A 24204-nucleotide genomic window follows, 5' to 3' on the forward strand; every position below is an offset into this window, starting at 1 on the left:
AGTGAGGAGGAGACCAATGAGGACGTTGTCAATGCCGTTTCCGATGGCGAGCATCATTGTCGGTGCAACTCTGGCATTTGCGGGTGCTGCATCTGCGGCGGACACCCATGTGATCGGTGTCCAGGGGCTCGCCTGGACCTACAAGGACAAGAAATCGACGGCTTCCATACCTCTCGCCGTCGATGATCTAAAGGTCGGTGACATCGTCGAGGTTCAGATCCCCAGCGGCCCCGTCCATCACGGATTTGTCACCATCAAGCGAACCGATGGCGGGCCTCCGGCCGAGGACAAGAGTCCCGTGCTTGCCTGCGACGACACGACGGGGAAACCCAACGCCGCGCTCCGCGAACTCGATTGCAACGGGACCACCAGCAAGTTCGGCGTCGGGTTCACTGGAAGCCTCCGGCTGGAAGTCACGGACAAGTTCAAGGATCCGGTCGACTTCTTTTGTGTGGTCCACAAGGGCCTCATGCCGGGAGTGCTCACGCTCGAGCCGTGAGATCGGCAGCGCTCGCACGCGCCCCTTGTCGCTCGCGCCGAAGCACTTCGCATGCTCGTGCGGAGCGACGGGAGATTGACTGGAGGATCGATGGAAAGTCCATCGCGGCTGCGATCTGCCCGATGGGCTCACTAATTGAGCTGCCATCGACGTTCTCGCATTTCGTGCGTCGTTGCGGCGAACGCGCGCGACGATATCGATCGCCCGGATGTCGAGTTACTTAAGGAGTGGAAAGTCTCATGGCCAAGGCAAAGACGAAGAACTCGGTTACAAAGAAGAAGTCAGTTACGAAAGCGAAATCGGGCAAGTCCAAGAAATCACCCACCAAGAGATCAACCAAGAGGGCGATCAAATTTCGTCCGATGAACGTTGTTACCACCCCGGGTTCGCCGGCTGAAACGTATTACCGGGGCATGGCCGCGCCGATGGCTGCCGTTGTAGCGGCTACCGCGTCGACATTCGCGCCAACTCCCACGCACAATCTGATCAATCACGGTGGAAATATCATCCAGGACCTCGTCTATACCAATTTCTATATCGGTGGCGCATCGTCATGGGCGGCAAGCGACATCAAGAATATCGACGATGCTTTGGCAGCCGCGATGGCGGACACCAACTTGAACAACGTCATGATGCAGTACTTCAAGAACAAGCCGATCACCACAACGTTCCAGCCCTCGCACATACTGCCTGGCGCAAGGCCATCCCAGTTCTCGCAAGGCGACGTCGAACAGCTGGTCAACAGCCTTTTCCAGCAGGGCGCGCTGCAGGGTTTCGATTTCGGCTCGACCGTCTTCAATTTCCTGCTGCCGAGCGAAACGATCTTGACGACGGACGAGGATCCGACGGCTGCAATCAGCCCGGTCGGCAATGCCGCCGCCGCTGTTATTCCCGTCGAGGATGAAGCCAGCTCGCTGCGAGGGTTGGGCGGCTATCATGGCTCAATCCATCCGACCAGCAAGGTCACGATCTACTACGCTATCGGCGTCTTCTCCGAAACGCGACCGAGCGGATCCGATAACGGGATCGTCGCGTTCGATCAGCCATGGAAAAACATCGTTGCGACGTTTTATCACGAACTGAACGAGGCGCGGACCGACCCCGACGTGGAGGATGCCATTCGGGCCGGCAGCAGCCCCAATGCGGTCCAGTTTCTCGGATGGACGTCCGCACAGGGTGAAGAGTGCGGCGACTTCCCAATAACCGAAGCTGGTGCGAATCTGAGCCGCGTGATGAAGGAGGTGAATCTCACCAATGGCACTCGTACGGTGCCCATTCAATTTCAATATTCGAATGCCGTAGCAGGACCAGAAGGTCCAATTCAAGCCCCCCATGTTTAGGGCCAGAAGGCATGGTCACCCAGCGAAATGACCATGCGACGTTTCTCGACGCGCTTGGGCGTGTCGAAACCTGAAAAATAGCAGTCTTGTAAGGGCGATTTCCGGCGGCATTTGGTTAGCTACCCCCTATCCGCCGTCGAAAATAATTCGCTTTTCGACGCCGACGGCGCAGTGCACCAAGCGTAGTGTGTCCCGCTTCTACTTGCGACTGCCACCATTTCGTTCGGCTTTCGCGCTGGGATGCGGGCTCGGTCTAGCGGCTGACCTCTCGAAAGGCAGCCACCGTGCATCGGCGATTTCGATCTCTTGGCCGCGCAACGAATCGCAATGTGGCGAAAGCGAGATCCGCAATTGTTCGCGCTGCAGCATCGCAAGCGGTTCTGCGACATTCCGCGCGTGGCAATCAGCAAAAAATTGTTGCGCAACCCGAGGCATCAGCAGATAGTCAATGCTATATTAGATTGCGACAAGAATACTTCATGAAATTGGGGGACGCTGATGGTTGGAAGGGCAAGCACCAAAGGCGTCGGAAGGGAGGCTCACCATGAGTCTCGGCCAAGATCCGCTTAATCCTACACGCTCCCATCCTCTATCGTATGCCGCGGCCGGACTCGATCGTCCCTCCGACTCCGCAGGTTCATCTCCATCCAGCCTTCGCGCCAGAGTGGTCGGTATAGATCCCAATGGGCGACCCATGACAGACGGCGAACGCGCGTCCCTGGGCGACCCCTTCTTCGAGCTGGTACTGGCGCGCGGGCGCTTCCCAGGGACGACTGCCGAACTCCTCGCCATCCTGAACGAGTCGAATGGCGCCCCCGAAGGCCTGCCCGAGCAAATGGTCTTCGTCGTCGCCGAAGCCGGCCAGATTCCATTCAACGAAGCGAACTCGCGGCTGCCAAGGAGCGTCCGCTACGTGGTCACCCGCGGCCGTTCCGCCAATGGACCAACAGTTCTGGTCAGCACGCGACCCCCCGCGACCGATCCGACCGCTTTTCTGCAGGTCGCTGGCTGGGACAGCCGCAACAAGGTGTTTCATTTCTACGAGCGCGCAGGAGACGCATGGTTGTGGGAAGGCTCCTCCTGGCACGCGTTCGATGATGCAGCGCGGGGCAAAGGGCCATTCGATAGCCACGTGAATGGCACGCTGGTCATGAAAGAACTGCGCTTGCCCTGGCTGCACTGGAACAGCACAGCGCAGGAGATCCCGCTTGAGTCCTTTCCGCCAGATCACCCGGTGAGGACCGATCCGCTTTTCGCTGCCCGCCAGAGCGCGGACATCTTGGAGCGGCGGGTGGTACGACCGGCCGTTCAACGCTGGACCCGCGCGCGCCTTGATCGCCTGCTCGGCGCGCCAGGCGGTATCGCGGCGCCCAGGGAGCTGTTGCGCCACCTGCTCGCGGCCACATCCGTCAACATCGTCTCAAGCGAGGAGCGAAGCCGCGGGAGCAAGCCTGAGTTCGGACTGCCGGCCACTTTCTTCTTCGACGTCGAGAGCATCGTCAACCAGCTCGCGCTCGATATCACCGGACTCGGCCAGGCGTTTCAGGTGCGACGACCGGACTACGAAAGCGCCGTCGCCGCACTCGGGCTCGTGCTGAAGCGCTCGGATGCGGGCTTCCAGCAGGCCGGCGATGCCTTCTTTGCCTGGCCGGTTTCGGAGCGGGCATTCGAGGACTGCGTGGTCGTGGGCGAGCTCACGCGACGAGGCATCCTTTCTCCCGGCTTTGCTCTTGGGCTCCTGATGGTGGACGCCTGGAATCCGACTGACTCGGCCGCGCGTGAAAGTCTGCTGCAGTACGTCCCGGCGGGGACAACGCCAGCAGGCCAGATCGAGGCCGAAACGCGCAGGAACATCAACATCGCCGCGGCCGGCCTGCCTCCGGAGGCACCGGAACGCATCGCAGCCGACTACCTGACGCTCGACGAGGCAGCGATGCGCACAAGGGCCGCCGCGGAGCTTGACGCGTTCGTTGCCAAAGTGCGCGCGCGTCTCGCGACGTCGCAAGGCGTTCTCGATTTCATGCGTGTCGCCGATTGGCGCAGGCGCGCTTTCCGCAAGCGCAAGATAGCTGAATTCGGCCTGACGCTACCGTTCAGCAACATCGACGAGAACGCGCCGCCTCTGGCAGTAACCAGGGATGCCGAGGTGGTCGAACGATGAGATTTCCGGTCCTGTCGCGCAGTCATCAGGGAGGTGAATATGGCGTTGCAACGATTTGACCCACCGGGTTTTCTGGACGATTTCGGACCGGCCCAACGCGATGCCTGGCATCAGTTCATTTCCGACGCGCTGAACTCCGCTCAAGAGGGTAGCGGCGATCCGTTCGATTCGCCCCGGGCGCAATTCTTCAATGCCGCCAAGGTCGAGGCGGGACCCAACCCGGCGTTTGAGGATGTGAAATGGACAGCGTTTCCCCGCATTGTGCAGATCAGCAGCGGCTCGGACATGGAGCGGTGGCGCTCTGCCGATGCCTCACGCGACGTTCAGGACGAGTACTGTGAGTGGAGCGTGACCCGGCAATCCGGCACGAACAAGATCACGCGGGTCACGTTTACCTGCGAAGGGCCGGAGTACTGGCGCTTTCTCGCCGCAACCGACCCGACCCAAACGCTCGCACTCTACAAGCAACATGTCGACGCCTCGGCAACGCAGGCAGACCTCTTCACCCCATCGGGCGCCTACATCCTGCGCAATCGCTTCAACAATTCAACCTCCAACGGGGCCATGCACCTCGTGCAGAGGAACAACACACTGGGCGCCGAGATCGAGATCGCGGGCGCGGCAACGGTTACGCGGCTGCGCGCCGATGGTTCGCCAATGGTCGATACCCTGGAATTGATCCGGTGTGGCCGATACGGCGCCGAACAGCGACACAGCGACCCGTTCATCGGCGCGCGCGTGAACTTTCATGCGCGTAGCAAGGCAGAGGTCACTGTCGCGAACCCTGTCGGCATCTATTTCGGCGGCCTGGACATGCAGGAATGGGAAACCCCCGACGGCAGCGATCCTGCCGCTTTCTGGAAGTATACGCGCGGAACTCCAGAACGTCCGGTCCGAGCCGTCATCGAAGTGCCGAGCGACCGCAATTACGTGCTGGGCGATGTACTAATCGACGGAAGAGCGATCCAGTTCGGTGGCCAGATCGCAGACCGGATTCAAATGACGATCCGGGCGCTCGCAACGCGCATCGGCCAGAGTACGGCGCAGCCGGTTCGCGGCTGCGTCGGCGACGGAGCGGGTGCCGCGGGCGGTCCTGGCGGGCCGCTTTCGGTGAGCGCGGTGCTTTCGGCCGGCCACACGCGCGGACGGCTCTAGGGGCAAGCCGTGCCGCTCCGTATTGACAAGGTCAGTTGGATCCACGGCTCCGCCGATTGCGCGGCGAACACCGATCCGCCGCTGCAAGTGGTGTCGGTCGATGACGACACCCATGTGCTCCGGCAGAGCAAGTGCTTCAGTTTCGAAGCACCGTTCATGTACCTGCTGATGGGCAGCGAGAAGGCCGTGCTGTTCGATACGGGGGCCAGTCCCGACGACGGCGACCCACGGAAAATCCTGCCGATCCGCGAGGCTGTCGATACGCTGCTGTCACGGCGTGCCGAAGAAGGTCGCGCCATCGGCGAGCTTATTATAGCGCACACACATGGCCACGGCGATCATGTCTTCTGGGACAGGCAGTTTGCCGGGCGGCCCCAGACAAGGGTTATCGGCCGCGGCGTAGGCGCGGTTCAGCACGCGTTCAATCTCCCCGCTTGGCCGGAAGGGCAAGCCACGTTCGATCTCGGCAGCCGTGCGCTGGTCGTGTTGCCCCTTCCGGGCCACGTTTCCGATCACATCGCCGTCTATGACCCTCGCATGCAGGCTCTGCTGACCGGGGACACGCTCTACCCTGGCCTGCTGACTGTTGCCGACTGGGCGGCTTATCGACACAGCGCGGCGCGCCTTGCGGCGTTCGCATCCGAGCACCCGGTTTCAGTCGTGCTCGGAAATCATATTGAGATGACAAGGACGCCCGGCGAGCTTTATCCGCTCGGGACGACGTTTCAGCCCGACGAGCATCCGCTGCCGCTCAGTGCCGAAATATTCGCCGAGTGGCATCAGGCCTGTGAAGCGATTGGCACTTTAGCGCAACGTATAACGCGTGATCATTTCATCATCGAGCGCGCTGACCAAAGTTGAGGGAACATCGCGCGGTAGCCATGCGCAACATCAAGCGTGGCTGCTGTAGAAGAGAAGGGAGGGCGCCTTGAACACAAAACCACGTGCGCGACGGCCAAGAAAGTCAGCGGCGGATGCGCCGAGCTCCAGCGGCAGGGCGGCGCCGAAATATGATCCGGTGGGGTCCTCGCCCTACGAACAGCCAACCATCAGGAGGCCGCGCCGGGCACGAATGGCGGCAGCGGCCTTGGCTCCAGCGGGGACCGGCTCGGCGGCCAATGTCGGCGTGCGCGGCGTCGAGATCGTGCAGGTAATCCAGGCGCTCGACAACCGTGTGCGGCTCATTGCCGGCAAACCCACAATCGTGCGCGTCTATCTCGACCCCGCCACGGTCGCTGCCTCGACGCTGGTGACTGGCGAGATTACGTGGCGACGCGCCAACGGCGGCGCTTTCTATCTCGCGGCGATGAACCGCGTGAAGCTGGATCCGGCGAGCACGCCCGATCTCATGGGACAACGCTTCGATGTCGCCGAAAGCCTGAATTTTGTTCTTCCGACCGACGCGCTCGGCGCCGGATCGATCGAACTTCGTCTCGACCACCTCAATGTGCCGGGAGGAGAGAAGCTGCCACTCGCGGCGCAACCGGCGATGACCGCCAATTTCGTCGCAGCGCCGGTGTTGCGCATCCGGGCGATCGGGCTTCGCTATAGCAGCACGAACGCCCCGACGGCGACGATCACACCTGGCGCAATCCATTTCGATTACCTTCGGTCCTATCTGACGCGGGCCTACCCGGTTGCCGCGCTCGAATGGTCACAGATTGTCATCGATGGCGACCGCCTCAGGCCGCCATTCGGGGGCAATCAGTCGATCCTGGTCAACGCCCAGCTATCGGCCCTGCGCATGCGAGAGATTTCATCCGGAATGGATCCACGGACCCATTATTATGGCCTGGTGGACAATGAGGCGGGCAAAAGCTTTATGCGCGGCAGCGCCCTTTACGATGAGGCGACCACCATCTTCGGGGCGGTGGCATGCGGCCCCTGCGGCGTGCCTAACGGCTGGACCGGCGACAGCGACGCGAGTTTCGCGGACTGGTACGGCGCGCACGAACTTGGCCACACGTTCCAGCGCCGGCACCCGGGCTTCCCGACCTTTGATCCTGTTCAGGGGACGGGTCAGCCCCGAGACAACCTCGAAACGACCTTTCCCTATGCCGGTGGCTTGATTAGCTCACCAGCGCAGGAGTTCGCGGGTTTCGATTTCGGCGACCCCGCCCTCGGCCTGCAGATGCGGGCGCTGCCGGGGAACATCCATCACGATGTGATGACCTATGCCGACAGCCAGTGGCTCTCGGCGTATACTTATGAGGCCATTCACGATCGCCTGGTCCATGAGGATACGGCGCTCGCTCCGCCGAGCGCGTGATACCGGCTCACGATCAGGAGGCGAATGATGTCATACGAGAACAAAGTTATTCACATCGTCGGATCGGTCGACATCGGATCAGGTACGGGCGAATTCCTTTATGTCAATCCGGCCACCGCGGCCGCAAGCCAATCAGCAACGGAAGGCGCGGCTCCACCCGCCAACCAGCCGCCGCAAGGCACCGGGTTCGAACTCGTCGTGGAAGCGGCGGATGGGAAGGAGCTGAGCCGCGTGCGGCCAACTATTCTCCTTCCCAGCGACGACCATGCATCGAAGACCGGGCTGATCGACCAGAACGTATCGTATGCGGAGGGCATGGCCCGTCTCGTGCTGCTGCACGATGGCAAGGTCGTGAACACGTTCGAGGCAGGCTCTCCGGACCCCACCGTGGCAGCCCGGTCTCAAGGATTGGAAATGGGCGCGGGGCCGCCTGGACATCCCGAAAAGCGATCGATGTCCATGGCCGCCCCCGATGAGCCGGGCGTCAGTTACACGATCCAGGTGCGGCCTGCCGGCGAGAAAACATGGCAAACGATCGCCGTTGGCCAGAAGAGCCCGAAGGTCGTGCTTGACCGCAACCAGTTTCCTGCCGCGGAGCGTGCCACCGTTCGTGTGCTGCGCTCGACCGGCTTTAACGACAGCATCATCGCTGAAGACGAGATGGACCTTCGATTCAAGGAATAGGCGGCAGCATACTGGGGGGACGACATGGCGGGCGTGAGTGCATCCGAGATTGCCTGGATAGGCGTCTATCCGCCGATCGGCATTTCTCGCCTGGGCAACGCGCAGGGGCAGGACGACTACACGCTGGCGCCCGAGGTGATCGGCGGAACGCCCGATGCGCGCGGCGGGTTTCAGACTGCGGCCGGCGAGATCAAACGCCAAGGGGTGCGCTTCCACGTCTATGCGCGGCTGAAGTCAGGCGAGACCATCGAACTCGTCCAGGGCCCGGACGTGAAGATCTCCTGGCGCGTTGAAGTCGCCAATCTCAAAGCCGGCTGGTACCAATTCAACCAGGCCATGGACCTGCCGGCGCAGTTCGTGGTTCCAGCGGCGCGGCGCAACGTGGACTATGCTCGGCGGCGTGAGCTCGACATTCGCCCGGCAGCGCGGCAGATCGGCGGTCTGAACCTGTCCGGGCCCGAATTCCGTTTCGACGATGGGCAGATTCTCAATTTCTTCGTCACGCTTGGCGAGCTACGAACCGACGACGCCGGGCGGCTCATTTTCCTGGGCGGTTTTGGCAAGTCGGCGCCATTCTACACCAGTATGCGCCCCGTCACCTTCGCCAACAACGATCGTTGGTATGACGACACATGCGACGGGCCGGTGCGCGCGCGCGTAACCGTGGGCACCACGGAGTTCGAAGCTGATCCCGGTTATGTGATCGTCACGCCGCCCAATTTCGCGCCCGGCCTTAACGGTCTTGTGACGATGGACGACACCGTCCGGGAGGCGTTCATGGCAGCCGGCTGGCTCGCCCGACCGATGAGGACAAGTTTCTCGCACAACGTTTGGCCGATCTTCGACCGATTAACCGCGCTGCAGTGGATCAATCACGGATTCCTTGTCGCGCACGGCGTGGGGTCGCCGCTCGATGCGCGGGCCGTCTCGGTGATCTCACGCCTGGCCGACGCCAGTCCCGGGAACGCGCCCTGGCGCCAACAGGTCTTTGCCTTGTTCCGCCCGGTATCTCCCGGCCCCGGCTCGCAACGGCAGATACCTTACATATACGGGGACCTCTTTGGTGAGGCCCGCGACGTCGATCTGACCTTTCTGTCGGTCACGCCTACGATGTTCGCACACCTCGATCGGTGGGCCGCGGGCACGTTTGTGTCCGATTGGCAGGGACCACCGTCGCTACCGGACTTCGCGGCCCTCTCCGCCGATGCGCAAGTATCTCAGCTGATGCGCGTGGGCCTGACCGAGTGCCTCGGCGGCCCGTTCCACCCAGGCATCGAGCTTACATGGCCGATGCGGCGGCCTGAGCTGTGGGCGCTGCATCACGCGGCCCAACGCGACGATCGCCTGCTGTACAGATTAAACCTTGTCCCTGAGGGCGAAGCCGTGCGCCAGGATTTCGGTTCACAACTGACGCGGGACACATGCCTCGGACCCGCAGGCCCGATCACAGCTGCGGGCCCCGGTGCGCTCACGCGCTGGCTCGGCCTGCCCTGGCAGACCGACGAAGCATCGTGCAACTCCAGCGCCGATTACTCCCCTAGCACATATTTGTCGTTCCCGAGCTTCTGGGGCGCGCGCGTGCCCGACCAAGTGCTGAGCTCTGCCGCTTTCGAGCGAGCGAGCGCTAACCTCACCGATCCGTTTGATGACCCAAAGCTGCAGCGTCTCAAGCACGCGTTGCTGCGGGAGGACTGGCTGCGCGACGTGCGCGGCCGCACCTATTACGAGCGCATTGACAAGATGGTTCAGCTCTGGGCAACGCTCGGGATTGTCGAACCACGCCAAACGCCGCAGGCGCTGCGCGAGGTTGGTTTCCCGGAAACAGTCCACGTGGAGACTGGCCGCGATCGCGCGAATGCCGGCTCCGACGAAAAAATTGCCTTGATTACGCGGATCGAGTCGCTGCGGGAGCGGACACCGGAGCCGACTCCGTTCCAAGCGGGCCTCGACGCGCCGCCCGAAGCGACCACGCCGCCGCGCCATCAGTTCCGTCAGGGCGAGGTGTGAACGGCCTGGAGGACGATCGCGTCTGGGACGTTCTCGTGGTCGGCGCGGGCCCGGCGGGAGCGGTCGCCGCCGCGGCTCTCGCGGAGCGGGGTCTGCTCGTCGCACTCCTGGAGAAAGACCTGCAGCCTAAGGGCAAGCCCGGTGAGGTACTGACGCCGAACGCCATTCCTATTCTGTCTCATCTCGGTCTCCTCAACGTTATCGAAGCGAATGGCAATCTGGCATGTCCCCTCGCATGCATCGATCGCGCATGGTCGACGGCTCGGCCGGACCGCGAGCATTTTCTCCGTCACCCGGGTGGGCGCGCTTGGGTGATCGACCGCGTCGCCCTCGAGCAATTGCTCGTGAGCCGAGCCATGAGGGCCGGCGTCCGTGTCTTTCCCGGCCATCACGTTCGCGGTCTAAGCCGCTGCAATAGATATTGGTCTGTGCAGAGCCGTTCGAGGAATGGTCTGGCCTCCCTGCGGGCGGCGTTCGTGGTCGATGCAAGCGGGCCTACGTCGACATTAGCTCGCCGGCTCGGCGCGACACGAAAGTGTCTCTTTCGCCTGCTCGCCGTTCATATCCAGTCCGCGCCCGACACAGAAAGGCAGAGCGAACCGGCGTCACTGACCGTCGAAGCCACTGCGGTCGGATGGTGGTACGCGGTATGCGGCCCGGGGCAGACGCTTACGTGCGCCCTGTTCACCGGTGATGCCGCCCTCGCCCGAAGCGACGCCGCGCGGTCAGCCCTTCTCGCTGCGATCGACGACACAAACTCACTTCCTCGTTGGACCAAGGAACTGGTTTGTAGCGGCCATGTGCAGAGCGTCGACGCCTCGCCGTCGTTCCTCGATCATCCGACCGGTGAGGGTTGGCTGGCAATCGGCGACGCCGCCGCAAGCTTTGATCCGATCGCCTCTCAAGGCCTTGCGAACGCCATGGCATCGGCCGTGGACGGTGCAGAGGCAATCGGCCGTCAACTCCTCGGCGATTGCGTCGCCATGGAGGCCTTCGCCGTACGAACTGCTGAAACATGGCACCATTCTGTGCGGCAGCTTTTTTCGATTTACCAAGCAGCCGCACACCGCTGGGCAACACCTTTTTGGCAAGCGCACCTTCCGTTCGCGGCAAGGACGCGGCTGAGAATGTGACGTCGCTCGAAATCGCTCGCCCGCTGCATCCACCGACTTATTGCTCGGCCGCCTGAGTGGGACAGATCTATTGCGAGTTGGACCCACGCCATGGGCTCAGATGTGCCAACAGGTTGAATGTGCCGGCAAGCTCAACAAGCAAGCAATCGGGCGTCCTTACTAGGTGCGGATCGTTCGCCGATTCGCATGCCCTCCCTTGACCTCGCGACATTACGCTAGGTCGAGCGCCGCGTTCGCGCGAAGCTGGTGAACGGCCGATGACGACTGAAATTATTTCGAAAACAGAATTCGGCCGACGGATCGACGTCACCCGGCAGCGCGTGTCGCAGTGGTCAAGGAGGGCCTGCCCGCCCGGAAGGACGGCAAGATTGATTTCGCCAAGGCAAAGCGATGGGTCGGCCAGCATCTTGACCAACATCGGCGCGAAGCCCGGAAGCTGAGCTGCTGCCGGTTTGATGGACACCGGGTTAAACTAATCCCACCTTGCGCTCGAACTCAACAGGGCTGAGGTATCCGATCGTCGAGTGACGTCGGGTCGCGTTGTAGAACCGCTCGATGTAATCGAACACATCTGCTCTGGCCTAGTTCCTGGTGCGATAAGTTTTGCGCTCGGTGCGTTCGGTTTTCAGCGACGAGAAGAAGCTCTCCATGGCCGCATTGTCCCAGACGTTGCCGGACCGACTCGTGCTGCAGACGATGCCGCTATCAGCCATCAGGCGCTGGAACTGCTCGCTGACGTACTGGGCGGATTCAAACGGTGGTCGCAACACTCGCACATTGGAGGTTGCGATGAGTATTGGAGGACGGAGATCGGCACGATCTGGACGAGCGCCAATGCCATCGCCGGGGCGGCCGCAAGTTGCGGGGCGTGATGAACAGAGCAGATTTTGGCGGGGGATTGCCGCGGGGCTAAGCAGTGAAGAAGCTGCGCTTGAAGCCGGGAGTATCGCAGCCTGTCGGATACAGATTGTTCCGAAAGGCGGGCGGCATGCCACCAGCAATGTTCAGATCCTCGGCAAAGCCGCTCTCCGGGCGGTACCTGTCGTTTGCCGAGCGCGAGGAGATCGCACTTCTCAAGGTGCAGGGCCACTCTATGCACGAAATCGGGCGCCGCCTCGCTCGGTCCTCCTCGACTGGGGGCCGGTTCCGGATCCTCAACATCGTCGATGACGTGACCCGGGAATGCCTGGCGGCGATCCCCGATACTTCGATCCCGGGACGGCGGGTGGCGCGCGAGCTGACGGCGTTGATTGGTCGCCGCGGCAAGCCTGGCATGATCGTCTCGGACAACGGCACCGAGTTCACCTGCAACGCCATTCTGACTTGGTCGGAGGACAACCAGATTGCCTGGCACTTTATCGCGCCAGGCAAACCGATGCAGAACGGCTTCTGTGAAAGCTTCAACGGCCGGATGCGAGACGAGCTTCTCAACGAAACCCTGTTCTTCGGCCTTGATCACGCCCTAACCAGGATTGCGGCGTGCTACAATAGCCACCGCCCGCATTCGTCGCTGGGCTATCTGACACCCGCGGCCTATTCCGCCAACCTCACCGCAACGTGCGACCGGCTGCGCAACCCCGACCAGCTTCGCCGATCGCACGTTGCTCATCCCGCGCCAAACGGCGTAACATCCGCCGAGACTCTAATCGCCAATGGATGAAAGTTCAGCGGCAGGTCATGCGGTCGCCGTGCTGTTGAAACGCCCCTCCCCGTCGGCCTTCAATGTCGCCACCAAAGCTGAAGCGCTGTTGTTGCTGGCGCATCTGATTGGCGATCTACACCACGCGGCCTTCTGGTTGCAGGTTCGCGTCAGCCTGGCCTGCGGAGCTATCATCGGCTTAGCGCAGTTCTGGCTTTGGTGAGAAACATGCCGCAACAACTACCGCGCGCAGATGCCGACCAGTTTCTGAACGCACGCTTCATTGGGGGAACGCTGCATTAAGTTCCGCCCAAGAGATCAGCGAGGCCTCGAATGATGGCAATCAAGAAGCTTATGAACATTAGCACTAGCCCAAGTGTGGTCCACACTATGTCGGCCAGCTTGGGGGACTCAATTTTCTGACGGATTGAACCTTCGACAGACGCCTTCGGCCTGCCAAGCCGTCCTGTTGCCTCGACTCGCTCGAGTTTCGATCTGTGAGCGCGCAGCCAAAAATCTCTGAACCACGGCACGGCGATACATACTGGACTCGCGGCGCCGAGCACGTCTTTGAGAGCGTCCCACCAAGAGTACGCCATGTATCTCAGGCTCTCATCGACGGATCAGACTAAACAGCCATTGGCATGTGCGCCGCGAGTTCTAGGTCATCGCTAGAGGCAGCAACGCCAAGCGTCTTGCCGCATGCAACCGAAATTCGTTCCATCAGATCCCAAGTTGGCCCCTAGGTCCCGACTCCCGATTCGATTTCGCTAATTCGAGCCTGGCTAACACCCAACTTATCCGCCAATTGTAACTGAGAGAATCTGGCATCCTTGCGCATGGCCCGAACTAGTTCCCCAGCACGCATTGCCGCACTCGACAGTTCCTTTTCAGCTGCAAGGCTTGCATCAGCTCTTTCGATTCTTTCGACCAGATCAGCAAGCGAACGACCACGCCCCTTACTGCTAACCTCAGCAACGGCTCGCACTCTACGTTTGTGACTTTTGTCGATTTTGAGTTTGACCATTGCAGCCTCCACTCTTCATACGAACCAAACTGAAGCTCGCGCATTCAGTATTCCGGTCTTCAAAGCGTTATAATCGCCGCCATTCCAGGAAGACCCTCCAGCGTACATCGGCACGCCATGCTCCGCCGCGAGCATTAGCGTTACCGTCACATCGCCATCATCATCAATTTCGACAGCAAAGATCGCAAACTTAGCCGCCGCGGAAGCATGGAACATCTCCACGCCTCTATACGTATAGAAGGGCAGCAGATCCCTGCTATCCACCGATCCGCTGTGGACTTTCTGAAGGTAGAGCAGATGCGAAAGCGAACTCCCCGGATGTATCGGTTGAGGGTTACTTCAGCCCGGCTGAACGGACGATAGTCTAGTAACTGAGCAAAGAATTTCCCACTCGTCCTACTCGCTCGCCCCCGCTGTTTTTGAAAGCGCTGCAAGCGAGCGTCGACCGCTTGGCGGGTGCGGCCTCGCCGTTCGCCGCCCTCCTCAGCTATGGCACCTGCGCCAAAGAGCGAGAGCAATTCCGCTCCTCTTCGTCCGGCAATCACGGACGCGTAGATGTGCTTCGTCATTCGCAATGCCTGCAATGCCTAAATGCGCGGCGGCACTGGCCGCCGCGGCGGGTGTCGGGAAAGCGAGCTGGCCGCTCTGACGCGGCGGCTCCGGCAAGCGGCTGGGCTCAGGCGCGCGATTACCGCGCGTCATCCACGCTGCTAGACGAGCGTAGCTTCGCCTGAGAGCCGGAACGAACCAAGCAGATGCGTCCTCATGATCCATGCCGCAGAACAATATCCATGAACCACTTAGAAAAGATTGCCCGCTGTTCCCGATCCGTAATTGATCGTAAACAATGCGATGGCAACAAACGGGCCATGCCTCTTGGTGACCGCGATGGGGTGTCTTCTTCGAAGCTTCCCGATCACCCCGGAACAACGCTCGCTCTTTACGAAACGGATGGATGGAGCGACGCTCAACCGGCGAAGGTGTCGAATATCGTATGACCGCAGCCGGTCTGACAGAACTTAGCCGCCCCCGATAACCCGCAAACCGGTGGGAAACGACGAACGTGTCAAAAGCCATGGAATTGATCGTCACTGGCTACGTGAAACTGCGGGACCGACGGGTTCTAGTCGACTTGCTGGCGCATCGGCGCAAGGTGCTCGCCCAGTTGGAAGCCGTGTCGGGCATCAACCCAGAAAACGCGGCCAAAGCAATCCAAGAGGAATTGGCGGTGATCGAAGCCGGCCTCGAAGAACTCAAAGCTCCGCCCGGCTCGCTGCCTGAGAAAGAGTGGAGCTAGGGATGCGCGTTAACAAGATCAATTGGGACAAAGTCGGCCGGGTAACGGAGCCGGGTCGGTACAAGTGCTTCTTCGGATATCTAACCGTTACTTCAGAGGACATTGAGGTGTGGGCCCGCTACCCCGACGCGACATTCACCTTGACTGCCCGGCCGACGACCGACCAATCGCTGGGCGAAGATTACCGTCTAGGCGCGCTCGACATCGGCAATCCTCAACAGTAGGACGGTCCGCCGTCGTCGCCTGCGGCCCAGCCCCAACGGGCGGCGAACGCTTATCTACCCCACTTCAAATATCAGGTGAAATAGCCCACAAATTATTCCCGGCTTATGCGCCAGGCAGTTTCACACATTATCTCTGGCAAATTGGTTGGCTTCCGCCCGAGTCAGAACTCTTCACCAGTACCGCCTAGCTTGTTAGGTGTGTCGCTCTCGCAACGTCACAATTGTTCCATTGGCCCTCGAATCGATTTTGACTTCACAGGGTGGCGAGTCCGGCGTTTGATTGTAGCGACCCGGGGTTTTTATCTCGAAGACATTTTGAGGCGGGTCCAAGAGGTCGCTGTCCAGCGCCAGCGGCCTCTTCGTTAGCTTTCATCGGGAGGGCCATCCGATGCCGATGCAAGTATGGGCTGTCGCTACGTCGATCGGCTGGACAGTCGCCGTGGCCGTGATCCTGCTCTATTTGATCTTCGGACCTGGCTAATCCGGCGGCCCCCTAAGCGGGCCGAGACGCCTAAACGTCATTGATTTGGGGCCCCGTCAAAAAGAGGACCTACGAGCGTCCTACCGAATTAGAAAAGCCGCAGAGGAAAAATCGCTGTTCGTCGGAGCTTTGAAGGACATGCCGTATGGTGATGCTACCCGCAGCGACTACGCGGCTGCCACGGATCGCGAGCACCCACTGACATCGTCGATGTCGACATCGACATCGGCATGCCGATCACTGTGGTGCTGATGCTGGTGCTGCCGATCATGATCATCATTGGCATCGTCAAACGACATGTCGATCATGCTGCTGGCGGCGGTCGCCGGAACCTATGCCTCACCGAGGAGTCGACGGCATTGCCCGGCTCTTGCGATCAGGTGCTCGGCGAGACGCCCGATGATGGCATTGTCCAATCCGTCTTTCCGGGCTTGCTTCCGTACAGCGGCTACAATATCGGGAAGCTGCTCGGCCATGGCAATCAGTCCGGTGATCACCTTGTCAGGATCGAGCCGCGTTTCGCGCGCGAACTTCTGCCAATCGCGCAAACTAATCTGGCTGAGCTTGTAGTCACCGCCGATTTTCATCGCGAGCTTGATCTTCTGAAGATCGACGTCATCGTAGGGAAGAATGCTGGCGATGTCGTAGAGCGGGGCGAGCCGTACATGAGGGCCTCCGGCCAGCAGCAGCGAATAATTCTTGGCATGCGCATCCGTACCCGCGATCAGCCAATTTAAGCTTAGCGCGTCGACAAACGTGTCAACGTCGGCGACCCGATCCGTGGAGTAGGCGCGCAAAAGCTCGATCACATCGGCAGGGCTTGGCCCGCCATCGTTTTGATACTTCATGGTCGGCAGGATGCCGAGCGCCTGGCAGATATCTTCCTGGTGGACACGGACGATCTCGTTCCCACTGAACTGCCGGTCGTAGCGCTCGATGACAATGGCGATTTCCTTTCCGAAACGCATCACCTGGGTGTCGGCGACGGGCAGACCGAGACTGCGCGCAAGTATGAGGCAGATATGTTCATTTTCCGCGTGCCCATCGAAATGGCCGGTCGGCGGTTTGAGGATATGCGTGGTCGGAATGCGCCCAGAGGGAATTCCCCACTTGCCTTTTTGCAGAAGCAAGGCGGTTTTGGGTTGAGCACCCGCAAGGCTGAATTGTCCGGTGTCGCGCGGCAATCGCCAGGCGGTGTGATCCTCGCGTAAGGTTTGCAGGCGTTTGGCGATCGCCGTCTCATCAAGCCATTCGACCTTGTCTTCGGCCCCGCTTCGCAAGGCGCCCAGCCGATCGGGCGTGACGAACTGAACGGCACCCGCGCAGTCCTCGCCGACATGGGAAATAAGGGCAAACACGTTGCGCGCGGACACCTGAAATCTTCGGGCCCACCTTTCCAGCACGCGCTCGTTGTCGGGCAGGAGTCCCCAGAGGAAGGCCTGCACGGCGGAAGGACCGTGCTCTTCGGCCGCGAGCGGCATGGACAGCGATAGCGGATAGGCTCCCTCGGCCCGGCGCCAGTCCTTGTCATAGATAAGGGTGAGCCGGCCGCGGGCGTCATTGCGCACGCGGCCGATTTCCCGATCATCGAGCAGAGCAACAAGTTCGCTCGTCATGCCCTTTTTTTCCTGGCCTTGGCCACGATGGCGTTGATATCGACGGCTGGCCTGGTGGTCCCGCGGGCTGGCGTTTGTTCGGTGCCCGCATCCAGGCGGATGTCCAGGGCATCGAGAGCGCGAAGGATCAGCCCGAGCTCAGCGCGCGGGTGACCGTGCTCAACCTCGATCACCCATTGGCGGCTGACGCCAATGCTCTTGGCAAACGTCGATTGATCGAGTTTGAGCTTCTTGCGCCGGTCGCGAAGGATGGCGCCGAGTTCGGCCGGTGTGCGTATGAGCATGGGACATCCAAATGTCTACGTTCGCTTACTTTAGCATAAGTCGGCGTTCGTTGACAATTTGTGAATGTCAGCGATCGATGACAAAGTTGAATGTCATCAAACGCTGACTTAGTCCCAACTGTTCGAAGCAGGTAGTCCGCATTTGCGGCGATATGGCGTGTTCCGGAACGACTATACCGCTGCAGCGCCACGGGCAGCACTACGTCCTGAGACCGCCGCACGGCATGTTCTCGGGCGCCGTTCAGGCAATCGCATAAGGGTTCGATACCCGGGATGGACCGCCCCTACAATAAGAATGAGGGGCATCGCTGCTGCCAGGTAGCGTCGATTCAGGAGTGAGTTGGGAGGACGACCCTCCTCATTGAATCAATTCGAACTGGATTTGGTTTCTCTGGCAATTAGCCCGAGCGAATATTCCGGCTGGTTACAAATTGGACCCCGATTTCCGAGCCGTCCAGTCGAATCAACTTGCATCGCCGGTAAGCTAATCCGACGGTTGAAAGCAGCAGGAAGAACTGGCGAGCTTTGAGCACGTCTGTCGATCCATAAATTCGAAGGCGTGCTCCGGTGTCGGAAACGTCGATGAGAATGCAATCGCGCCGCCACGTGCCGTCTAGACCTAAAAGGGTTGCCCGGTACTCGTGCTCGAAGTGAACGCGCTTTGATTTTCGCTTATCCCACATCCAATGGCTTTCAGTCCAGACCGGGCGAAGCGGAGTCAAATTGCTCCTCATCTGGCCTCGCATCTGCAATCAAATGAAAATGACAACTACCAAGAAGGCAAAATATCTGTCGGCTTGATACGAAAGCAAAGATACTGAAAAGCGGACGCAGCTCTCGCCACCACTTTCCGAAGATGGTTCGTGCGGGTTTGAGCGACGTAGTTGGAGAAGCTCCGGGACAACAGCGATTGACGTCTACAAGATGGCAACACTACCGACCAACTCACTTTACGTGAAGACGAGCGGAAGCAGAGTTGCGCAACTCCAGCTGCCGACGGCAACAGAAGCTGCTGCTGACAAGATCAACAATGCCCATGACCGAGCTCAATTTTGGCGAGGAGTAGAGATCACGTAATCCTCGGTTCGCCGGCTCATCATGAGATTATTCAAATACGGCGCATAATTCCTGCTGGTCTCCCAATGGGCCGCTGGTTTCCAGCACGATCAGCGAGCAGTGCGCCGCATTCCCGCACCGTTCAACCCTGTGGCGCGTAGCACCTGCGTTCAGATGCAGAGCAGGACTGTCGAACGCGGCGACGTCTTGGGCGCGGCACAATCGCGACGCGAAGCCCATTTGGCTTCGTAAACAACTAGGCTGATGCCGCCCAATTTGAGCGCCGATTGCTACTACTCACTTTCGATCGCCCTCTGCGCGCAATGGACGCCTCTACAGTAGTCTAGGCACGGGCGAAAGATCATAGGTCTGAAATCGTTTTTGACTTCACAAGTGGCGAGTCCGGCTTTTGATTCTGGCGATCCCCAAGTAAAAGCTTTTATCTCGAACAGGGTTTGAGGTAACTTCAAGAGGCCGCTGTCCCCCGCCAGCAGTGTCTTAGCCTCGTCGGGAGAGTTCGTCCGATGCCAATCCAAGTATGGGCTCTCGCCACGTCAATCGGTTGGACATTGGTCTGGCGGCGATCCTGCTCTGCTTGATCTTCAGCCCTGGCTAATCCGGCGCCTTACGAGGGGCGAGACGCCTAACCGTCGTGATTGCGCAGCCGTGTCCACGGGAGTGCCGGGTGAATGGGGTGGGCAAGAGTGCTCTGAAGCGCCCCGCGGAATTGGAAAAGCCGCGGAGGAAAAATCATCTTTTGCGGAGCCTCGAAAGAGCACCTCTAACGTGAGGTGATGCCAGCAGCAGCAGCGACTACGCGGCTGCCACCGATCGCGAGCAGCGACCGACCGTGGTCGACATCGACATCGATATCGGCATGCCGACCGCGGGGATGTTGATGCTGGCGCTGCTGTTTGCGTCGAAAACGACAAGTCGATGATCGGCGGCAATCTCTGACAGATCCGCCGAACAGCATGGTTACGCAGGCGGCCAGCGCGGAACCTGCGAGCGGCGCCTGATTCCATATCTCATGCCGTCAATGGCGCTTTCCACCGCATGACGCGCCGCTCCAGTGCCTCCAGAATGGCATTGAACACCAGCCCGATGACCGTCATGCTGAGGATGCCGAAATACATTTGCGGAATCAGGAAGCTGTACTGGCTATTGATGATGAGATAGCCAAGGCCGGCCTTGGCGCCGACCATTTCGGGCGCAACCAACACTAGCATGGCCGACGCGCTGGCCAGACGAATACCGACGAAGATAGTGGGAAGCGCAGCCGGCAGGATGACCTTGCGAAACAGCTGCTGCGGGGTTGCACCCATGGTCCGCGCCGACTTGATCAGCAACGGATCGACCTGTTTCACCGCGGCAACGGTGTTGAGCAGCAGCGGCCAAGCGCAACTATAGACCACCATCGTGATCTTCGACGTTTCGCCGATTTCGAGCAGCAGGGATGAAGACCGGCAGCAGCGCAAGCGGCGCGGTGTTGCGGCAGATCTCGATGAACTGGTTCACGAGATTGCCGAGACGCGCATACCAACCGACGGCCACGCCAAGCGGGACGATCAAGGCGACAGAAATCAGAAATCCGCTCAAGGCACGCAGCAGGCTGGCGGAGACGTCATCATAGAGCTCGCCGGTTTGCGCAAGCTGCCTGCCCGCGGCGATCACCTCCGAGAAGGGTGGCAGGAACACCGGATCGATCAACCCGAGCCGCGGCGCCACCTCCCATGCCGCCAACATGGCAACCAGCAGCAACGAGCGGTGCCCGAAGGCAGCCAGCCCGCGGGCCGCGGGGTGAATCCAGTCCACAACCGGCGATGCCGGGCTTTCCACGCTGGTCAGCGGCTCTCGGCGCCCGTGCGCAAGCTCCAGCAATGTCAGCATCTCGAGGCTAGACATGGGTGACCTCCTCCACTTTGCGATCGGCGCGCGCACCAGCGCCGACGGCCAATTGTCCTTGCTGCGCTTTCAAGACTTCGTCGCGTAACAGACTCCAGACCTCGTGGCGCACGCGGCTGAACTCAGGCAGCGAGCGCACGTCATCAGCCTCGCTGCGCAGCACGTCCGGAATGTCGATGATCTGCTTGATCCGGCCCGGATGCGACGTCATCACCGCCACCCGCTGGCCGAGCACGATGGCCTCGTCGATGCCGTGGGTGATGAAGACGATCGTCTTGCCAGTGGCGCGCCAGATCCGCAGCAGTTCGCCCTGCAGCGTCTCGTGCGTCTGGGCGTCCAGCGCGGCGAACGGCTCGTCCATCAGCAGCACTTCCGGATCGTAGGCGAGGCTTCGCGCGATCGCCACGCGCTGCTTCATGCCGCCGGAGAGCTCGTGCGGGTAGCGGTCGGCAAAGCCGGACAACCCGACCAGCTCGAGGAAATGCCGCACGATGTCGAGCCGCTGCTTGGCCTTGAACCCGGCGATATCGAGACCGAACTCAACATTCTCAGCGGCGGTGCGCCAGGGAAACAGCGCATACTGCTGGAACACGATGCCGCGGTCGCGACCGGGTCCGGCAATCGGCCGGCCATCGAGCAGAATCCGGCCGTTGGTCAGCAGCGTGAGCCCGCCCAGCAGATCGACCAATGTGGATTTCCCGCAGCCGCTTGGGCCAACCAGGGCCAAGAATTCGCCGAGCGAACATCGAGCGTGATGTCCTCCAGAGCGATGAAGTGGCGGCCTGGTGCGCCCCCCTCCCCGCGCAGGACAGAGTCCTTGCAGACATGCTCGCAACGGATCTTGACGAAGGTCATCGGGCCTCCGCCGTTTTTCCGGGACGAAAATAGTTGAACGCATTGGTGTAGGTGTCGGAAGCCTTGACCTGACCCGGCTTGAACAGGCCGTCCTTCACCAGCCAGTCGATCCATACCTGGATTTCGCTGTCCGAGATCAAGCCGCCCTTGGATGCAACACCGGTGCTCTTCCAGTATTTAATCGAGGAGGCATCCTCGTTGCGCTTGCGCTCGGCGATGATCTTGTCGAACCGGGCCCGCACCTCTTCCGGCGGTGTGGTCTGGGCCCATTCGATGGCCCGCGAAATCCCCTGCACCAGCTTACGCGAGGCATTGGTATTATCCTTGATGAATTTGTCCCGCAGTACATAGGCACCGCCGGTGAACTGGCCGAACAGATCGGTGTCGACAAAGAGCGAGCGGATGCCACCCCGTTCCAGCGCCTTGTCGCGCAGGACACCGCCCAGCGCGCTGACCTCGACCTGGCCCTGGCGCAACGCTTGCTCGCCGCTGACCGGAGGGATCGCCACCAGCGTGACCTGCCTGGCTTCACCAGCGCTGAGGCCGGACCTAGCCAGATATTCGCGCAGCACGAACTCCAAATGTGCGCCCAGCGTGTTGACCGCGACATTCCTGCCGATCAGGTCATGCGCGGTCTTGATCGGGCTGTCGTCCTTCACGAAGTAGGCGCAATAGGTGTTGGCGTCGGAGCCGTAGTAGCCGACCACCGCCTTGACCGGCGCCTTCGCCGCGATCAACTTGAGGATCGCCCCATAGAACGCGCCGCCGATGTCGATATCGCCGGTGACGACGGCCTGGATGTCCTGTGGCCCGCTGATGGTGTTACCGACCCATTTGAGCTTGAGCGGCGCGAGATAGCCGAGGTCCTCGGCCAGCTCACCTGCCCGGCCGATCCCTGGTATCGGATCTCGGTCTTCTCGAGCGGCGGCTCGGCCAATGCCGGGGCCGCGAGGCCGAGCGCCACGGCGCCCGCCAACAAAACCCGCAACGTGTTGCGGGTGGCCCGTCCCAACCCGGCGCGCCTTGCGGGAAGCAATCGAAGTATAGCGTTCATCATTGTGACTCTCGTGAGCTAATCCGGATCAAGCGGCTTGGGGGGGCGGGGGCTTGGATGTCTTGACGCGCGTCACACTGCGGCGACCGTCGACGCTGAGCGGTACATCGCCATCGATGGTGGCCCGGCGCACAACGCGGTGCTGGTCGCCATAGTCGTTGACCGCGTAACGTTGCGTGGCGCGATTGTCCCAGATCGCAACGTCGCCGGCCTCCCAGCTCCAACGAACGGTGTTTTCCGGCGCCGTGATATGCGACTGGAACAGGTCGAACAGCTTCTGGCCGTCGGATTTCGGCAGGCCAACGAAGCGCTGCACGAAATTGCCGAGCACGAGCGTGCGCTCGCCTGTCTCGGGATGGACGCGCACCACCGGATGCTCGGTCTCAAAGATCGTTCCGGTGAACACCTCGTCGAAGTGCTTCTTGTCCACCTCGATTGCCCGCGTCTTCACGGCATAATCATAGGCGTTGCTGTGAACGGCCCACAGTTCGTCGGCGAGCTTGCGCAGGGGCGCCGGCAGGTCGAGATAGGCGGCTGCCGTGTTCGACCAGACGGTGTCGCCGCCGTAGGGTGGAATCACCACGCCGCGCAGCACCGAGATTTTCGGATAGGCGTCGACGAAGGTGACATCCGTATGCCATTGGTCGGCGCGGCCACCGCCTCGCCCCGAGTCCAGCTCCAGGATCGACGACGTGCCCTTGATCGCGCCGACCGTCGGATGGGGCACCAGCTTGCCGAGTCTGATGGCAAAGCGCTCCTGTTGGGCATCGTCGAGATGTCCCTGGTCCCGGAAGAAGATGACCTTGTGTTCGAGCAGCACCTGATTGATGGCACGAATGGTCTCGTCCGAAAGGTCGCCCCACAGTTTGATGTTCCTGATCTCGGCGCCAAGCCTGGCCGCACGCTTGACGATGTCGGTGCGCGGAATGACATCATCGATGTTTGTCGTGTTGCTCATGGTCGTGCTCTCGTCACTGCGATCCCCTGGACAAAGCTCCGCCATGCGCCGGTCGCGGAAACGACGGCGGAGATAGATAAAATCATTTCAGGCTACGGGCCCTACTCGGCCGCAACGTGCTCCGGCAGACGGCCCGAGCCGGGATATCGGTCACTGCGATCGAATTGGAGCATGATGAAACGACCTCGCGTTGAAGTCCTGAATGGTACGAGCGATCGATCGTCAGTCAAATGAAACAAAACCAGCTTTGTTTTCGGCGAGAGGCAACGAACGCTTCATTAGCAATGCTGACACTGAAAGATTTGCAATGATGACTGCCTGCCCGGCTGCAAGAGCGCGCAATTTGACGCCACGCAACGCACTTCTCGTCCAAAGACGCGATAAGATCGTTACAGCCGCCGTCGTTTCTTATCGTGACGACTGGCCTGGTTTTTGATTGGCGCTCTGGTCGCAAGCTTCATGCTTGCATCCACCTCAACAACGCAAATTCATTTCATCGACATCAGCGGGACTGCAGACGTAGAGTCTCGCTTGCTACAGCTCCCAATGGACGCGGATCT

General features: G+C 60.8%; 23 protein-coding genes and 3 pseudogenes. 15 read left to right on the top strand and 11 right to left on the bottom strand.

Annotated features, from left to right (window positions below):
* Nucleotides 1-16: 16 nt before the first annotated feature.
* From BcanWU425_RS31830 to BcanWU425_RS31870, 9 genes are all read left to right on the top strand, one after another.
* Nucleotides 17-499 (top strand): hypothetical protein, encoded by a 483-nt coding sequence (locus BcanWU425_RS31830; protein ID WP_231188934.1) that lies wholly within the window; start codon nt 17-19, stop codon nt 497-499.
* Between the two features lie 239 nt (nt 500-738).
* Nucleotides 739-1839 carry a hypothetical protein gene (locus tag BcanWU425_RS31835; protein WP_231188936.1) on the top strand — a complete coding sequence of 367 codons (1101 nt, stop codon included), beginning with the start codon at nt 739-741 and terminating at the stop codon, nt 1837-1839.
* 694 nt (nt 1840-2533) lie between these two features.
* Nucleotides 2534-4000, top strand: coding sequence for a hypothetical protein (locus BcanWU425_RS31840; protein WP_231188938.1), 1467 nt, complete (start codon nt 2534-2536; stop codon nt 3998-4000).
* 39 nt (nt 4001-4039) lie between these two features.
* A complete protein-coding gene (locus BcanWU425_RS31845; RefSeq protein WP_231188941.1) occupies nt 4040-5155 on the top strand; it encodes a hypothetical protein in 1116 nt (371 codons plus the stop codon).
* A gap of 9 nt (nt 5156-5164) precedes the next feature.
* Entirely contained in the window at nt 5165-6016 is an 852-nt protein-coding gene (locus BcanWU425_RS31850; protein ID WP_231188943.1) for an MBL fold metallo-hydrolase, read from the top strand.
* A 211-nt stretch (nt 6017-6227) separates the two neighbouring features.
* A complete protein-coding gene (locus BcanWU425_RS31855; protein WP_231188945.1) occupies nt 6228-7424 on the top strand; it encodes a hypothetical protein in 1197 nt (398 codons plus the stop codon).
* 27 nt (nt 7425-7451) lie between these two features.
* Nucleotides 7452-8108 carry a hypothetical protein gene (locus BcanWU425_RS31860; RefSeq protein ID WP_231188947.1) on the top strand — a complete coding sequence of 219 codons (657 nt, stop codon included), beginning with the start codon at nt 7452-7454 and terminating at the stop codon, nt 8106-8108.
* A gap of 24 nt (nt 8109-8132) precedes the next feature.
* Nucleotides 8133-10115, top strand: a complete 1983-nt coding sequence (locus BcanWU425_RS31865; RefSeq protein ID WP_231188949.1) for a LodA/GoxA family CTQ-dependent oxidase — start codon at nt 8133-8135, stop codon at nt 10113-10115.
* A gap of 35 nt (nt 10116-10150) precedes the next feature.
* Complete coding sequence (locus BcanWU425_RS31870) at nt 10151-11248, top strand: NAD(P)/FAD-dependent oxidoreductase (protein WP_231190930.1); 1098 nt, start codon at nt 10151-10153, stop codon at nt 11246-11248.
* A gap of 467 nt (nt 11249-11715) precedes the next feature.
* Here BcanWU425_RS31870 and BcanWU425_RS31875 read toward each other — a convergent pair.
* Nucleotides 11716-12000 (bottom strand): annotated as a pseudogene (locus BcanWU425_RS31875) (IS3 family transposase); the annotation flags it as partial.
* A gap of 37 nt (nt 12001-12037) precedes the next feature.
* Here BcanWU425_RS31875 and BcanWU425_RS37770 point away from each other — a divergent pair.
* From BcanWU425_RS37770 to BcanWU425_RS31885, 3 genes and pseudogenes are all read left to right on the top strand, one after another.
* A pseudogene (locus tag BcanWU425_RS37770) lies at nt 12038-12392 on the top strand (helix-turn-helix domain-containing protein); the annotation flags it as partial.
* Nucleotides 12384-12908 (top strand): annotated as a pseudogene (locus BcanWU425_RS31880) (integrase core domain-containing protein); the annotation flags it as partial. The pseudogenes BcanWU425_RS37770 and BcanWU425_RS31880, both read left to right, overlap by 9 nt.
* Nucleotides 12901-13110: a hypothetical protein gene (locus BcanWU425_RS31885; protein WP_231188951.1), complete on the top strand. Its 210-nt coding sequence runs from the start codon at nt 12901-12903 to the stop codon at nt 13108-13110. The pseudogene BcanWU425_RS31880 and the gene BcanWU425_RS31885, both read left to right, overlap by 8 nt.
* 519 nt (nt 13111-13629) lie before the next feature.
* Here the strand turns inward: BcanWU425_RS31885 and BcanWU425_RS31890 are convergent.
* Both BcanWU425_RS31890 and BcanWU425_RS31895 read right to left on the bottom strand, forming a co-directional pair.
* Nucleotides 13630-13914, bottom strand: a complete 285-nt coding sequence (locus BcanWU425_RS31890; RefSeq protein WP_231188953.1) for a helix-turn-helix domain-containing protein — start codon at nt 13912-13914, stop codon at nt 13630-13632.
* Between the two features lie 15 nt (nt 13915-13929).
* A complete protein-coding gene (locus BcanWU425_RS31895; protein WP_231188954.1) occupies nt 13930-14130 on the bottom strand; it encodes a hypothetical protein in 201 nt (66 codons plus the stop codon).
* An 847-nt stretch (nt 14131-14977) separates the two neighbouring features.
* On the opposite strand from BcanWU425_RS31895, the gene BcanWU425_RS31900 reads away from it, so the two are divergent.
* Together BcanWU425_RS31900 and BcanWU425_RS31905 are read left to right on the top strand one after the other, a co-directional pair.
* On the top strand, nt 14978-15211 hold the full coding sequence (locus BcanWU425_RS31900) for a hypothetical protein (RefSeq protein WP_231188956.1): 234 nt from the start codon (nt 14978-14980) through the stop codon (nt 15209-15211).
* A 2-nt stretch (nt 15212-15213) separates the two neighbouring features.
* Nucleotides 15214-15435, top strand: coding sequence for a hypothetical protein (locus BcanWU425_RS31905; RefSeq protein ID WP_231188958.1), 222 nt, complete (start codon nt 15214-15216; stop codon nt 15433-15435).
* Nucleotides 15436-16248: 813 nt separating this feature from the next.
* On the opposite strand, the gene BcanWU425_RS31910 is transcribed toward BcanWU425_RS31905, so the two are convergent.
* The 8 genes from BcanWU425_RS31910 to BcanWU425_RS31945 form a co-directional block, all read right to left on the bottom strand.
* Nucleotides 16249-17532 carry a type II toxin-antitoxin system HipA family toxin gene (locus BcanWU425_RS31910; RefSeq protein WP_231188960.1) on the bottom strand — a complete coding sequence of 428 codons (1284 nt, stop codon included), beginning with the start codon at nt 17530-17532 and terminating at the stop codon, nt 16249-16251.
* On the bottom strand, nt 17529-17816 hold the full coding sequence (locus tag BcanWU425_RS31915) for a helix-turn-helix domain-containing protein (RefSeq protein WP_231188961.1): 288 nt from the start codon (nt 17814-17816) through the stop codon (nt 17529-17531). Before BcanWU425_RS31915 ends, BcanWU425_RS31910 begins: the two co-directional genes overlap by 4 nt.
* A gap of 398 nt (nt 17817-18214) precedes the next feature.
* Nucleotides 18215-18562: a PilZ domain-containing protein gene (locus tag BcanWU425_RS31920; protein WP_317245072.1), complete on the bottom strand. Its 348-nt coding sequence runs from the start codon at nt 18560-18562 to the stop codon at nt 18215-18217.
* Between the two features lie 1338 nt (nt 18563-19900).
* Nucleotides 19901-20290 (bottom strand): ABC transporter permease, encoded by a 390-nt coding sequence (locus tag BcanWU425_RS31925; RefSeq protein ID WP_231188962.1) that lies wholly within the window; start codon nt 20288-20290, stop codon nt 19901-19903.
* A complete protein-coding gene (locus tag BcanWU425_RS31930; RefSeq protein WP_231188963.1) occupies nt 20277-20777 on the bottom strand; it encodes an ABC transporter permease in 501 nt (166 codons plus the stop codon). The genes BcanWU425_RS31925 and BcanWU425_RS31930 overlap by 14 nt, the downstream gene beginning before the upstream one ends.
* Nucleotides 20770-21465, bottom strand: coding sequence for an ABC transporter ATP-binding protein (locus BcanWU425_RS31935; protein WP_231188964.1), 696 nt, complete (start codon nt 21463-21465; stop codon nt 20770-20772). The genes BcanWU425_RS31930 and BcanWU425_RS31935 overlap by 8 nt, the downstream gene beginning before the upstream one ends.
* Nucleotides 21466-21628: 163 nt before the next feature.
* Nucleotides 21629-22669: an ABC transporter substrate-binding protein gene (locus BcanWU425_RS31940; RefSeq protein WP_326956077.1), complete on the bottom strand. Its 1041-nt coding sequence runs from the start codon at nt 22667-22669 to the stop codon at nt 21629-21631.
* A gap of 45 nt (nt 22670-22714) precedes the next feature.
* Entirely contained in the window at nt 22715-23644 is a 930-nt protein-coding gene (locus BcanWU425_RS31945) for a TauD/TfdA dioxygenase family protein (protein WP_231188965.1), read from the bottom strand.
* A 202-nt stretch (nt 23645-23846) separates the two neighbouring features.
* Between BcanWU425_RS31945 and BcanWU425_RS31950 the strand changes: the two genes are divergently transcribed.
* The gene (locus BcanWU425_RS31950) at nt 23847-24080 is read left to right on the top strand and encodes a hypothetical protein (RefSeq protein WP_231188966.1); all 234 of its coding nucleotides are present in this window, start codon (nt 23847-23849) and stop codon (nt 24078-24080) included.
* Nucleotides 24081-24204: the final 124 nt, after the last annotated feature.

The sequence above is a fragment of the Bradyrhizobium sp. WU425 genome (assembly GCF_021052305.1).
Lineage (GTDB): Bacteria > Pseudomonadota > Alphaproteobacteria > Rhizobiales > Xanthobacteraceae > Bradyrhizobium > Bradyrhizobium canariense_D.

Excerpts from the sequence above, each read along its gene's own strand:
- BcanWU425_RS31925 (WP_231188962.1), bottom strand. The coding sequence starts at position 20,290 with ATGGTGGTCTATAGTTGCGCTTGGCCGCTGCTGCTCAACACCGTTGCC.
- BcanWU425_RS31950 (WP_231188966.1), top strand. The coding sequence starts at position 23,847 with ATGGTACGAGCGATCGATCGTCAGTCAAATGAAACAAAACCAGCTTTG.
- BcanWU425_RS31830 (WP_231188934.1), top strand. The coding sequence starts at position 17 with ATGAGGACGTTGTCAATGCCGTTTCCGATGGCGAGCATCATTGTCGGT.
- BcanWU425_RS31930 (WP_231188963.1), bottom strand. The coding sequence starts at position 20,777 with ATGTCTAGCCTCGAGATGCTGACATTGCTGGAGCTTGCGCACGGGCGC.
- BcanWU425_RS31860 (WP_231188947.1), top strand. The coding sequence starts at position 7,452 with ATGTCATACGAGAACAAAGTTATTCACATCGTCGGATCGGTCGACATC.
- BcanWU425_RS31835 (WP_231188936.1), top strand. The coding sequence starts at position 739 with ATGGCCAAGGCAAAGACGAAGAACTCGGTTACAAAGAAGAAGTCAGTT.
- BcanWU425_RS31890 (WP_231188953.1), bottom strand. The coding sequence starts at position 13,914 with ATGGTCAAACTCAAAATCGACAAAAGTCACAAACGTAGAGTGCGAGCC.
- BcanWU425_RS31865 (WP_231188949.1), top strand. The coding sequence starts at position 8,133 with ATGGCGGGCGTGAGTGCATCCGAGATTGCCTGGATAGGCGTCTATCCG.
- BcanWU425_RS31840 (WP_231188938.1), top strand. The coding sequence starts at position 2,534 with ATGACAGACGGCGAACGCGCGTCCCTGGGCGACCCCTTCTTCGAGCTG.
- BcanWU425_RS31945 (WP_231188965.1), bottom strand. The coding sequence starts at position 23,644 with ATGAGCAACACGACAAACATCGATGATGTCATTCCGCGCACCGACATC.
- BcanWU425_RS31920 (WP_317245072.1), bottom strand. The coding sequence starts at position 18,562 with ATGCGAGGCCAGATGAGGAGCAATTTGACTCCGCTTCGCCCGGTCTGG.
- BcanWU425_RS31885 (WP_231188951.1), top strand. The coding sequence starts at position 12,901 with ATGGATGAAAGTTCAGCGGCAGGTCATGCGGTCGCCGTGCTGTTGAAA.
- BcanWU425_RS31895 (WP_231188954.1), bottom strand. The coding sequence starts at position 14,130 with ATGTTCCATGCTTCCGCGGCGGCTAAGTTTGCGATCTTTGCTGTCGAA.
- BcanWU425_RS31910 (WP_231188960.1), bottom strand. The coding sequence starts at position 17,532 with ATGACGAGCGAACTTGTTGCTCTGCTCGATGATCGGGAAATCGGCCGC.
- BcanWU425_RS31855 (WP_231188945.1), top strand. The coding sequence starts at position 6,228 with ATGGCGGCAGCGGCCTTGGCTCCAGCGGGGACCGGCTCGGCGGCCAAT.
- BcanWU425_RS31905 (WP_231188958.1), top strand. The coding sequence starts at position 15,214 with ATGCGCGTTAACAAGATCAATTGGGACAAAGTCGGCCGGGTAACGGAG.
- BcanWU425_RS31845 (WP_231188941.1), top strand. The coding sequence starts at position 4,040 with ATGGCGTTGCAACGATTTGACCCACCGGGTTTTCTGGACGATTTCGGA.
- BcanWU425_RS31915 (WP_231188961.1), bottom strand. The coding sequence starts at position 17,816 with ATGCTCATACGCACACCGGCCGAACTCGGCGCCATCCTTCGCGACCGG.